We start from the raw sequence: 12,217 nt of genomic DNA on the forward strand, positions 1-12,217 counted from the left end.
ATCAAAACGGGAACAGCATCGGGATCATCACCACGCACACCGCCATCACGATCACCGTAAACGGCACGCCAATTTTCACGAAATCGCTAAAGCTGTAGTTACCCGGCCCCAGCACCAGCGTGTTCACCGGCGAAGAGACCGGTGTCATAAAGGCTGCGGATGCTGCCATTGCAATCACCATTGCAAAAGGATACGGCGAAACCCCCATCGACTTTGCCGCTGCCAGAGCAATTGGCGCCATGAGTACCGCCGTCGCAGTATTTGAGATAAATAACCCGATGCTCGCGCACAGGACGAACAGGCAACCCAACATCATGTACGGGCCATACCCGCCGCCGACGTCCATCAGTCCTTTTACCACCAGATCGACACCGCCAGTTTTTTGTAGCGCCAGTGCAAAGGGCATCATCCCGACGATCAAAATAATGCTCGGCCAGTGAATCGCTTTATAGGCGCTTTCGGCATCGATACAGCGGAATTTTCCCATCAGCAGGCAGGCGATAATTGCGGCAACCGTATTAGGAATTTCATCGGTAAGCATCAGGGCCACCATCAGCACCAGGCAGAATATGGCATGCGGCGCCTGACTGTGCGCCGGGGAGGCTTCACTGACCTCAGCCGGCATGTTCAACACCACGAAGTCGCGCCCTTTTTGTCCCAGCAGTGTGATGAGCTTCCAGTTACCCACCACCAGAATGATATCCCCCATCAGCAACGGTTCATCCACCACCGCGCCTGCCAGCGCCGTACCATCGCGTTTCAGGCCGACCACATTCAGACCGTAACGCGTACGAAAGGCTATCTCCCGTACCGTTTTGCCAATCAGTTCCGATTCAGGGATCAGTGAGATCTCGGCCATGCCCACATCAAGCGCCTGCTCGGAGAAGTATTCCCCGCGCAGCACCATTGGCTCCAGCAGTTGCTCACTGCAAAATTCTCGCAGATCGACATCCGCTGCAGACATATCAATCAGCAGCACGTCACGGGCGCGAAACTCAGAAACACCGTTAACATCAACAATCACGCGACGAAAGCGCCGCCAGCGCTCCACGCCAATCACGTTTGCTCCGTAACGCTCACGCAGTTTCAGGTCGTCCAGACGCTGGCCAATCATCGGTGAACCAGGGCGAATCGCCAGACGGCGGGCACGCCCCGTGAGGCGATACTCTTTGATTAAATCGCGAAAAGTCCGGCGTTTCCAACCGTCTCCCGGCTGCCCGGAGTCTTCACCCTTCAGCATAAAGCGCATCAGCAGCATATAAATTATGCCAAGCACCAGAACCACCAGCCCCAGCGGAGTGACGCTAAAAAAGCTGAAGCCGTTAAGTCCTTCGCGTAACAATTCACTGTTGACGACCAGGTTTGGCGGTGTCGCCACCAGCGTCATCATACCGCTTATCAATCCGGCAAAGCTCAGCGGCATCATCAGGCGCGAGGGAGAAATTTGCATGCGCATGGAAACGCTTAAGACAACCGGTATAAAGATAGCAACCACGCCGGTCGAACTCATAAACGCACCGAGCCCGGCCACGGTTATCATCAGCAACACCAGCATTTTGACTTCACTGCTGCCGGCGACCTTCACCAGCCAGGCCCCCATCACCGTCGCCACCCCGGTACGCACCAGACCGTCGCCGATAATAAATAAAGCCGCGATCAAAATAACGTTAGGATCGCTGAACCCGGAAAAAGCTTCTGTGATGCTCAATGTTCCACTCAGAACAAAGGCAATAATGACCAGCAAAGCGATCGCGTCCATACGCACTCTGCCAGTTGCAAACAAGACGACGGCAATCGCCAGCAATGAGAGAACCCATATCAATTCACCGTTCACAACATATCCTTGTTAAATGAGAGGGATGGAGCGATTCTGCCATAAAAAAGCCCCAACAATCTGGGGCTAAATCATGATCAGGTATTTCTTACAACGACCACATTTCCGTTGGGCTGCTTGGTCACAGAAATATGTTCCAGACTGGTCAGCGAAAAATCGACCTCATCCAGACGCGGCGTGTCCGCTGGCGCATTTACCGCTATTACATGGCACCCTGCAGCCAGTCCCGAGAGCACCCCTGCGGGCGCATCCTCGACTACCGCGCATTCCTGTGGCGCCAGGCCCAGTAGCTGAGCGCCTAACAGATAGGCGTCTGGCTCTGGCTTACCTCTTTTTACCCGTTCGGCAGTGACAAACACTTCAGGAGCAGGAAGTCCTGCGACACGATGACGCGCCCGTGCGACCGGCATTGAACCGGAAGTCACAATCGCCCATGGAATGCCCGCTTTGTTGAGATGGTTGAGCAAGTCAACCGCCCCTGGCAGCGCGGTGATCCCCGCGGTTTCCGTCGCTTCGATCTGCTCCAGGCGGGTGAACTCCGCAGCGATCTCCGCCTCGGACTTGCCCACCATAAAGTGTCGCAGGGAGGTAATGGCCTGCTTACCATGAATAAAGCCGAGCACCTCGGCGTGATCGAGGCCAAAACGATCGGCCCAGTTGCACCACGCGCGCTCTACTGCGGGTAAGGAATCGACCAGCGTTCCATCCAGATCAAACAGAAAACCTTTGCACTGCACGCTCGCCCCCTCAGGCATTAATGATTTGGTTAATTTCATTCGCGCTCAGGTGATACTGGCGCGGGCAAGAGTGCCAGACATTCAGCATACGTTGATATTTTTCCCACATCGGGGTCTGGGCGTTGAAGCCATGCGTACCCGCATCAAAGTGGGTATAACGCCCTTCCACATTGACCATAAACCGTACATACCCGAGGAAACGGGCTTCCGTTGCAGCATCAAAGCCGAGGAAGGTCACGCGGCGCTCATCAATAGACTGCGCGTCTTTTAGATTAGTCCAGGACACATGTAATGCGTGATACATCTCCATAATATCGATAACCGTACGACAGGTTTCTTCCGTCAGCTCACCAAACTCACGATCCAGCTCGCGCATCTGCAAGCCGTAACCGCGTTCAATAATCGTCTGCAAACGACGATAACGCTCGGCGTTAGTGGGATCGAGCATAGTCATCATTTTGTACTGGTTAGACAAAATCAGACGTTGAGCGTTGGTCATTTCCATTTGGGACTCCTGTATCACTACTACTACGATGAAAAAAAAGAAGGCATCTTGATGCCTTCTTTTATATGCGTAATCAGGGGTCAATTACAAATCATCAAGGAAAGTTTTATCCAGTTGTTTGAAGGCGCGCTTAAGCGTGTCAGCCAGCGCCTGATAATCAGGCTTTCCTTCTACCGGAGCGAGCGCCTGCCCGGCCTCTTGCAATTTACCCCGAACTTCGTAGAACCAGTTGAGTATTGAAGGCGGCAGCGGCGTGACAGAACGCTTACCCAGCCACCACATGCCCTGCATCGGCAGACTGAGCGCAAACAGCGCCGTCGCCACGGCGGGTCCCAACTGCCCGCCTAAAGCAATTTGCCAGCATAAGGTGAAAACAGCGATGGGCGGCATAAAACGGATTGCGTAACGCGTCATACGGATGACGCGGTTCTCAACAAATACGGGCGCGAGGCGCTTTTCCATTGGCCACGTCTTCGCATAGTGCTGCCCCCGGCGAAACAAACTAAAAAAATTGACGGAACGATTATCCGGTGTCGACATGGCGGTTACCTCAACTTCACATATAAAAATTAAAAAATTTGTGCAAAACAACAACTATAAAGGACATCGTTCAAAACATTTTGTCTTTGATACCCACATTCAGGTATCCTGTGCCGGCCTGTAAGGCCTTTAGTCCAAAATCATTGAGTCGTCAAATTGGCATACAGTATGCCACTGGCTGAAAAATACGCAAAATGACATAGACTCAAAGGTATTTATTCCATCGTGCCCAAAAAGACTCTGGCGCATGATGTTAATCATAAACGTCGGTGTCATCATGCGCTACGCTCTATGACTCCCTGACGTTTTTTTAGCCACGTATCATAAATAGGTACTTCCATGTCGAGTAAGTTAGTACTGGTTCTGAACTGCGGTAGCTCCTCACTGAAATTTGCCATCATCGATGCAGTAAACGGTGAAGAATACCTCTCTGGTTTAGCCGAATGTTTCCATCTCCCAGAAGCACGCATCAAGTGGAAAATGGACGGCGGTAAACAAGAAGCGGCTTTAGGTGCAGGCGCCGCTCACAGTGAAGCGCTGAACTTTATCGTTAACACTATTCTGGCACAAAAACCAGAATTGTCTGCGCAATTGACCGCTATCGGTCACCGTATCGTACACGGCGGCGAGAAGTATACCAGCTCTGTGGTTATCGATGATTCCGTTATCCAGGGCATCAAAGATTCTGCCTCTTTCGCACCGCTGCATAACCCGGCTCACCTGATCGGTATCGCAGAAGCGCTGAAATCCTTCCCAAGCCTGAAAGACAAAAACGTGGCTGTATTCGACACCGCGTTCCATCAGACTATGCCGGAAGAGTCTTACCTCTATGCTCTGCCGTACAGCCTGTACAAAGAACACGGCGTTCGTCGTTACGGCGCGCACGGCACCAGCCACTTCTTTGTTACTCAGGAAGCGGCAAAAATGCTGAACAAACCGGTTGATGAACTGAACATCATCACTTGCCACCTGGGCAACGGCGGTTCTGTATCTGCTATCCGTAACGGTAAATGTGTTGATACCTCCATGGGTCTGACCCCGCTGGAAGGTCTGGTGATGGGTACACGTTCCGGTGACATCGACCCGGCGATCATCTTCCATCTGCACGACACCCTGGGCATGAGCGTTGACCAGATCAACAAAATGCTGACCAAAGAATCCGGTCTGCTGGGTCTGACCGAAGTCACCAGCGACTGCCGTTATGTTGAAGATAACTACACAACCAAAGAAGACGCTAAACGTGCAATGGACGTTTACTGCCACCGTCTGGCGAAGTACATCGGTTCTTACACTGCGCTGATGGATGGTCGTCTGGATGCGGTTGTCTTCACTGGTGGTATTGGTGAAAACGCAGCGATGGTTCGTGAACTGTCTCTGGGCAAACTGGGCGTTCTGGGCTTTGAAGTTGACCACGAGCGTAACCTGGCCGCACGTTTCGGCAAATCTGGTTTCATCAACAAAGAAGGTACCCGTCCTGCGGTGGTTATCCCAACCAACGAAGAACTGGTTATCGCGCAAGACGCGAGCCGTCTGACTGCCTGATTTCACACCGCCAGCCTAGCTGGCGGTGCTGTTTTGTAACCCGCCTGAAATGGGCGGTAACGAAAGAGGATAAACCGTGTCCCGTATTATTATGCTGATCCCTACCGGAACCAGCGTCGGCCTGACCAGCGTCAGCCTCGGCGTGATCCGTGCTATGGAACGCAAAGGCGTTCGTCTGAGCGTCTTTAAACCCATCGCTCAGCCTCGTGCCGGTGGCGATGCGCCAGACCAGACTACCACTATCGTTCGTGCGAACTCTAACCTGCCAGCTGCTGAGCCGCTGAAGATGAGCCACGTTGAATCTCTGCTGTCCAGCAATCAGAAAGATGTGCTGATGGAAGAGATCATCGCGAATTACCACGCGAACACCAAAGATGCTGAAGTTGTACTGGTTGAAGGCCTGGTCCCAACACGTAAGCATCAGTTCGCGCAGTCTCTGAACTACGAAATCGCGAAAACGCTGAATGCGGAAATCGTCTTCGTGATGTCTCAGGGTACCGATACCCCGGAACAGCTGAACGAGCGTATTGAACTGACTCGCAGCAGCTTCGGCGGCGCGAAAAACACCAACATCACTGGCGTTATCGTTAACAAACTGAACGCGCCGGTTGATGACCAGGGCCGTACTCGCCCGGATCTGTCCGAGATTTTCGACGACTCTTCCAAAGCGCAGGTGATCAAAGTTGATCCGGCTAAACTGCAAGAATCCAGCCCGCTGCCGGTTCTGGGCGCGGTGCCATGGAGCTTCGATCTGATCGCTACCCGTGCAATCGATATGGCGCGTCACCTGAACGCTACCATCGTTAACGAAGGCGATATCAACACCCGTCGCGTGAAGTCTGTGACTTTCTGCGCACGCAGCATTCCGCACATGCTGGAGCACTTCCGCGCAGGTTCTCTGCTGGTGACGTCTGCCGACCGTCCTGACGTGCTGGTTGCAGCATGTCTGGCTGCTATGAACGGCGTAGAAATCGGTGCTCTGCTGCTGACTGGCGGCTACGAAATGGACGCGCGCATCAACAAACTGTGCGAACGTGCATTCGCTACCGGTCTGCCGGTATTCATGGTGAACACCAATACCTGGCAGACCTCTCTGAGCCTGCAGAGCTTCAACCTGGAAGTTCCGGTTGACGATCACGAGCGCATCGAAAAAGTTCAGGAATACGTTGCTAACTACATCAATGCTGACTGGATTGAATCTCTGACCGCGACTTCTGAGCGCAGCCGTCGTCTGTCTCCACCGGCGTTCCGTTATCAGCTGACCGAGCTGGCGCGTAAAGCGGGCAAACGTGTTGTTCTGCCGGAAGGCGACGAACCGCGTACCGTTAAAGCGGCTGCTATCTGTGCTGAACGCGGTATTGCTACCTGCGTTCTGTTGGGTAACCCGGATGAGATCACCCGCGTTGCGGCCTCTCAGGGCGTTGAGCTGGGCGCTGGCGTAGAAATCGTTGATCCCGATGTGGTTCGCGAAAGCTACGTTGCTCGCCTGGTTGAGCTGCGTAAGAACAAAGGCATGACCGAAACCGTTGCCCGCGAACAGCTGGAAGACAACGTGGTTCTCGGTACCCTGATGCTGGAGCAGGACGACGTTGACGGTCTGGTTTCTGGTGCCGTTCACACGACCGCAAACACCATTCGTCCACCGCTGCAGTTGATCAAAACTGCGCCGGGTAGCTCGCTGGTGTCTTCCGTGTTCTTCATGCTGCTGCCGGAACAGGTTTACGTTTACGGTGACTGCGCGATCAACCCGGATCCGACTGCTGAACAACTGGCAGAAATCGCCATTCAGTCCGCTGAATCCGCCATCGCCTTCGGTATCGAACCGCGCGTTGCGATGCTTTCCTACTCCACCGGTACCTCTGGTGCAGGTAGCGATGTAGAGAAAGTTCGCGAAGCGACTCGTCTGGCGCAGGAAAAACGTCCTGACCTGATGATCGACGGTCCGCTGCAGTACGACGCCGCGGTTATGGCTGACGTAGCGAAATCCAAAGCGCCGAACTCGCCGGTTGCCGGTCGCGCTACCGTGTTCATCTTCCCGGATCTGAACACCGGTAACACCACCTACAAAGCGGTACAGCGTTCTGCCGACCTGATCTCCATCGGGCCAATGCTGCAGGGTATGCGCAAGCCGGTGAACGACCTGTCCCGTGGTGCGCTGGTAGACGATATCGTCTATACCATCGCCCTGACCGCGATCCAGTCTTCCCAGCAGCAGAAGTAATTTGCTGCGGTGTGCCGGATCTCTTATCCGGCAACACCTCTGCTTATCAAACCGGAAATAGCTGATATTTCCGGTTTTTTTATATCTGTTTTTTCTTTGGTACATTCTGAAATATTTGCCAGGATGCGCTGCATCAATGAATAACTATTCTTCTGTTTGCATACTTACTCTCTTTTGCATTGCAACAGGGATAGTCTTTCATGTCAGCAGTCACAGAATCACAGCCAGCCAAAAAATGGGCGATGCCCGATACGCTGGTGATTATTTTTTTCGTCGCCATTTTAACCAGCCTGGCGACATGGGTTGTTCCGGTCGGGATGTTCGACAGCCAGGAAGTGCAGTATCAGGTTGATGGGCAAACCAAAACCCGTAAAGTTGTCGACCCCCACTCTTTTCGTATTCTGACCAACGATGCGGGTGAAGAGCAGTATCACCGGGTGCAGTTTTTCACCACCGGAGATGAACGCCCTGGCCTGATGAATTTTCCGTTTGAAGGATTAACCTCCGGCTCTAAATTCGGCACCGCCGTCGGCATTATTATGTTTATGCTGGTGATTGGCGGCGCATTCGGCATCGTTATGCGTACCGGAACCATTGATAACGGTATCCTGGCGCTCATTCGCCATACGCGAGGTAACGAGGTCCTGTTTATCCCGGTGCTGTTTGTTCTCTTCTCATTAGGCGGCGCGGTGTTTGGCATGGGCGAAGAGGCAGTCGCCTTTGCCATTATTATCGCGCCTTTGATGGTACGCTTAGGTTACGACAGTATCACCACCGTTCTGGTCACTTATATCGCTACCCAGATTGGTTTTGCCAGTTCGTGGATGAACCCGTTCTGCGTGGTGGTTGCACAGGGTATTGCAGGTGTCCCGGTGCTCTCTGGTTCCGGTCTGCGTATCGTCGTGTGGGTCGTTGCGACCCTGATAGGGCTGACCTTCACCCTGGCCTACGCAGCGCGCATCAAAAAAAATCCGCTTCTCTCCCGGGTACATGAGTCAGACCGTTTTTTTCGCGAGCAGCAGGACGAGGTTGTAGAACGCCGCTTCACGCTGGGCGACTGGTTGGTGCTGCTGGTACTGACGGCGGTGATGATTTGGGTCGTCTGGGGCGTTATCGTCAACGCGTGGTTTATTCCTGAGATCGCCAGCCAGTTCTTCACGATGGGACTGGTGATTGGCATCATCGGCGTCGTGTTCCGTCTCAACGGTATGACGGTCAACGTTATGGCATCTTCATTCACTGAAGGCGCGCGAATGATGATTGCTCCCGCTCTGCTGGTCGGTTTCGCCAAGGGCATATTATTGCTGGTCGGTAACGGAGAGGCGGGCGAAGCCAGCGTATTAAATACCCTGCTGCACAGCATTGCCAACGGTATCAGCGGGCTGGATAACGCTATCGCTGCATGGTTTATGCTGCTGTTCCAGGCGGTATTTAATTTCTTCGTCACGTCCGGTTCTGGCCAGGCTGCATTGACCATGCCGCTATTAGCGCCGCTGGGCGATCTGGTTGGCGTAAACCGTCAGGTCACCGTACTGGCCTTCCAGTTTGGCGACGGATTCAGTCACATTATCTATCCGACGTCGGCATCATTGATGGCAACGTTAGGCGTTTGTCGGGTGGATTTTCGTAACTGGCTGAAAGTAGGCGCCACGCTGTTGGGCCTGCTGTTTATTATGTCCAGCGTGGTGGTGATTGGGGCGCAGATAATGGGTTACCATTAAAAAATGATTGCCCGGCCTACATGATTTCTCGACGCTGTAGGCCGGATGAGCAGACGTTACTCGGCTTCTTCCTGCTTTTCGGCTTTCGCCCCTTCATTCTTGGCGTTGCGGGTCATCCACAGCGCCAGCGCTTTCAGTGAGTCCGGCGTAAATTCGTCGCAGCGTGCGGTGATTTCTTCCGGCGTCAGCCAGCAAACTTCACTGACCTCTTCTTCCTGAAGCGCAAACGGCCCGTGGGAAACGCAGCTAAACAGCCCGCCCCAGACGCGACAGTTCTGGTCTTCAAAATAAAACTGACCGTGCTCGGCAAACGGCACGCCCGCAATCCCCAACTCCTCTTCCGCTTCACGGCGCGCTGAGTCCAGTAGCTGCTCGTCAGCCTGAACAACACCGCCAGCGGTGGCATCCAGCATGCCGGGCAAAAAATCTTTTGTCTCAGTCCTACGCTGAACCAGAATTTTGCCCATACCATCGTGCACCACGATATACGTCGCACGATGGCGTAAGCGCTGCGCCCGCATTTGTTCCCGGCTGGACTGTGCGATGACTTCGTTGTCTTCATTCACAATATCCACCCATTCCGTACTTGCCAAACGACGCTGTTCCACCATCAGGAAACCTTCTTTTTTCTGGCGCTCTTACGGCGCGTTTATGTTTGTGGGGTAAATTACGGATTAATCTCGATCTGCGCAATAACACTTTGATCATTGAGTGCCATTACGCTGAGAACATTATCATCCAGAATCCCGTAGCTTGCCGCAAAGCCTCCTTTCGGGATGCTTACCGAGCCAGGGTTAAAGTGATAGACATCCCCTTGCAACTCGGCAACCGGCAGATGAGTATGGCCATAAACCAGTACATCTCCCGCGCTGAGCGCTGGCATATTTTGCGGGCCAAAAAGATGCCCGTGCGTCAAAAAGAGTCGCTGGTTTTCTGTCAGAATTTGCTGCCACGGCGCGGTTATCGGAAAATGCAGGAGCATCTGATCCACTTCGCTGTCGCAATTGCCACGCACCGCAATAATCCGCGCTGCCAGTTCATTCAACCGCTCTGCAACCTGCGCGGGCGCATAGCCTTCCGGCAACGCATTACGCGGTCCGTGATTTAAAACATCACCCAATATCACCAGCCATTGCGCACCGCTTGTGCTAAACAGTTCGAGTACGCGTTCCGTGGCTGGCAACGAACCATGAATGTCCGATGCGAACATCAGTTTCATCACTCACTCCTCGTTGAAAATTACCTTGTAATGATACTGGATTACGCTCCGATGGTCAGCAGGAACGCTTCGCTGAAAGCGCGATAAAACGCTGAACTGAAGCGCGCTGCCACTGGAAGGTGGCGTATTCCGCAAGCGCTTCTGGCACCTCATCGCCGTTAAGGACCAGACGATTAAGCATTAGCGCTAAATCGCAATCAGCGATACACCATTCGCCAAATAAATTCTGTTTACCATGGCTCAATAAACTGCTCGCAGTGGCGAACAGTTTTTCCGCACTGGCTTTTCCGGCGTCGCTCAGCGGCGCTTTTTTCACGCCAGCAAAAACCACATCCGTTGAGCGCTCTTCACGAATAGGCATCAGATCGCTGCGGATCCACGCCTGCACCTGGCGAGCCCGCGCGCGCTTTTGCACATCATGTGGGTAGATGCGCTCCCACTGCGGCGGGGCAAAGCTCTCTTCCAGAAACTCAGTAATTGCTGATGATTCGCTCAGCTCGAAATCGTCAATCTCCAGGACCGGCACGCGGCGCGTCAACGCATAACCTTGCCATGAAGGTTGCAAGTGTTCACCGCTGTTGAGATCAACAGTTTTCAGCGTAAAAGGTAGCCCTTTCTCTTGCAGAGCGACATAAACAGACAGCACGTAAGGGGAGAAAAAATTGGCATCTGACCACAGCGTAATTGCAGGTTTGCTCATAACGTCCTCTGAAGTGTATTGGCTTGCCTTCAAAATATAGAGTCTTTCTCTCGCTGTCACTTGATGAAAACTCACGCACGCCAACAGGCTCTATACTTGTAATGACCCGGTTCATGACAAAACGGACGCTGAAAATGATCGATCTCTATTACACGCCATCGCCAAACGGTCACAAAATCACGCTGTTTCTTGAAGAAGCGCAGCTGCAATACCGTCTGATTCATGTCGATATCAGCAAAGGTAGCCAGTTTCGTCCTGATTTTCTGCAGATCTCGCCGAACAATAAAATCCCGGCCATTATCGACAATGCGCCGCAGGATGGTGGAAGCCCGATCAGCCTGTTTGAGTCCGGAGAAATTTTACTCTATCTGGCGGAAAAGAGCGGCAAGCTGCTGAGCGGTGAGTTGCGTGAGCGCCACACCACGCTGCAATGGCTGTTCTGGCAGGTCAGCGGCCTGGGCCCCATGCTCGGTCAGAATCACCATTTCAGTCATTACGCCCCGCAGACTATTCCCTACGCCATTGAAAGATACCAGGTTGAAACCCAGCGCCTGTACAACGTGATGAATAAACGTCTGGAAACCTCCCCCTGGCTGGGGGGCGATCACTACAGCATTGCGGACATAGCCTGCTGGCCATGGATTCATGCCCACCAGCGTCAGCGTATCGACCTCGACAATTACCCGGCGGTTAATAACTGGCATGAGCGCATCCGTACGCGGCCCGCTACAGAACGCGCCATGCAGCAAGCGCAGAGTGAGAAGCGGTAACACGGTTCGATTCTCGTGTATCATGAATAGGTTCATACATGGAGGAAACCTGCAATGTCACAACCTGACGCGATTATTCGTATAAAAAACCTTCGTCTGCGCACCTTTATCGGCATCAAAGAAGAGGAGATCCTTAACCGCCAGGATATCGTCATCAACATTGCCATTCATTATCCGGCAGACAAAGCCCGTATCAGCGAAGATATCAACGACGCGCTGAATTATCGCACTATCACCAAAAGCATCATTGCGCACGTGGAGAGTAACCGCTTCTCACTATTAGAAAAATTAACTCAAGATGTGCTCGATATCGCACGCGAACATCACTGGGTCACTTATGCTGAAGTGGAGATCGATAAACTTCACGCATTGCGTTACGCCGACTCAGTATCCATGACGCTGAGCTGGCAGCGCTAAACGTAACCCGG

General features: G+C 53.1%; 12 protein-coding genes. 5 read left to right on the plus strand and 7 right to left on the minus strand.

The window, feature by feature from the left end:
• Position 1: 1 nt before the first annotated feature.
• The 4 genes from JSN25_RS20415 to yfbV all read right to left on the minus strand — a co-directional run bounded on the left by JSN25_RS20415 (position 2) and on the right by yfbV (position 3,616).
• Positions 2-1,834: an SLC13 family permease gene (locus tag JSN25_RS20415; RefSeq protein WP_038642308.1), complete on the minus strand. Its 1,833-nt coding sequence runs from the start codon at positions 1,832-1,834 to the stop codon at positions 2-4.
• Between the two features lie 77 nt (positions 1,835-1,911).
• Positions 1,912-2,589, minus strand: coding sequence for a sugar phosphatase (locus JSN25_RS20420; RefSeq protein ID WP_087051296.1), 678 nt, complete (start codon positions 2,587-2,589; stop codon positions 1,912-1,914).
• Positions 2,582-3,076, minus strand: coding sequence for a YfbU family protein (locus JSN25_RS20425; RefSeq protein WP_038642310.1), 495 nt, complete (start codon positions 3,074-3,076; stop codon positions 2,582-2,584). Before JSN25_RS20425 ends, JSN25_RS20420 begins: the two co-directional genes overlap by 8 nt.
• A gap of 84 nt (positions 3,077-3,160) precedes the next feature.
• The gene (gene yfbV / locus JSN25_RS20430) at positions 3,161-3,616 is read right to left on the minus strand and encodes a terminus macrodomain insulation protein YfbV (protein ID WP_038642312.1); all 456 of its coding nucleotides are present in this window, start codon (positions 3,614-3,616) and stop codon (positions 3,161-3,163) included.
• A 339-nt stretch (positions 3,617-3,955) separates the two neighbouring features.
• Between yfbV and ackA the strand changes: the two genes are divergently transcribed.
• The 3 genes from ackA (at position 3,956) to yfcC (ending at position 9,100) form a co-directional block, all read left to right on the plus strand.
• Positions 3,956-5,158 carry an acetate kinase gene (gene ackA / locus JSN25_RS20435; protein WP_006683648.1) on the plus strand — a complete coding sequence of 401 codons (1,203 nt, stop codon included), beginning with the start codon at positions 3,956-3,958 and terminating at the stop codon, positions 5,156-5,158.
• A gap of 76 nt (positions 5,159-5,234) precedes the next feature.
• Positions 5,235-7,379, plus strand: coding sequence for a phosphate acetyltransferase (gene pta / locus JSN25_RS20440; protein ID WP_038642314.1), 2,145 nt, complete (start codon positions 5,235-5,237; stop codon positions 7,377-7,379).
• A gap of 200 nt (positions 7,380-7,579) precedes the next feature.
• On the plus strand, positions 7,580-9,100 hold the full coding sequence (gene yfcC / locus JSN25_RS20445; RefSeq protein ID WP_087857358.1) for a putative basic amino acid antiporter YfcC: 1,521 nt from the start codon (positions 7,580-7,582) through the stop codon (positions 9,098-9,100).
• A 56-nt stretch (positions 9,101-9,156) separates the two neighbouring features.
• Here yfcC and yfcD read toward each other — a convergent pair whose 3' ends face one another.
• Genes yfcD through yfcF form a run of 3 tightly spaced genes read right to left on the minus strand, consistent with a single transcriptional unit; the run spans position 9,157 to position 11,019 of the window.
• Positions 9,157-9,711: an NUDIX hydrolase YfcD gene (yfcD, locus tag JSN25_RS20450; protein WP_006683645.1), complete on the minus strand. Its 555-nt coding sequence runs from the start codon at positions 9,709-9,711 to the stop codon at positions 9,157-9,159.
• 56 nt (positions 9,712-9,767) lie between these two features.
• Positions 9,768-10,319: a phosphodiesterase gene (gene yfcE, locus JSN25_RS20455; RefSeq protein WP_085047812.1), complete on the minus strand. Its 552-nt coding sequence runs from the start codon at positions 10,317-10,319 to the stop codon at positions 9,768-9,770.
• Positions 10,320-10,374: 55 nt separating this feature from the next.
• Positions 10,375-11,019, minus strand: a complete 645-nt coding sequence (gene yfcF, locus JSN25_RS20460) for a glutathione transferase (RefSeq protein WP_085047811.1) — start codon at positions 11,017-11,019, stop codon at positions 10,375-10,377.
• Between the two features lie 134 nt (positions 11,020-11,153).
• Between yfcF and yfcG the strand changes: the two genes are divergently transcribed.
• Positions 11,154-11,789: a GSH-dependent disulfide bond oxidoreductase gene (gene yfcG, locus JSN25_RS20465; RefSeq protein ID WP_069323632.1), complete on the plus strand. Its 636-nt coding sequence runs from the start codon at positions 11,154-11,156 to the stop codon at positions 11,787-11,789.
• Between the two features lie 54 nt (positions 11,790-11,843).
• Complete coding sequence (folX, locus tag JSN25_RS20470; RefSeq protein WP_038642324.1) at positions 11,844-12,206, plus strand: dihydroneopterin triphosphate 2'-epimerase; 363 nt, start codon at positions 11,844-11,846, stop codon at positions 12,204-12,206.
• The last annotated feature ends 11 nt before the right edge of the window (positions 12,207-12,217 follow it).

The sequence above is a fragment of the Citrobacter cronae genome, from assembly GCF_016893685.1.
In the GTDB taxonomy this organism is placed as follows: Bacteria; Pseudomonadota; Gammaproteobacteria; order Enterobacterales; family Enterobacteriaceae; genus Citrobacter; species Citrobacter werkmanii.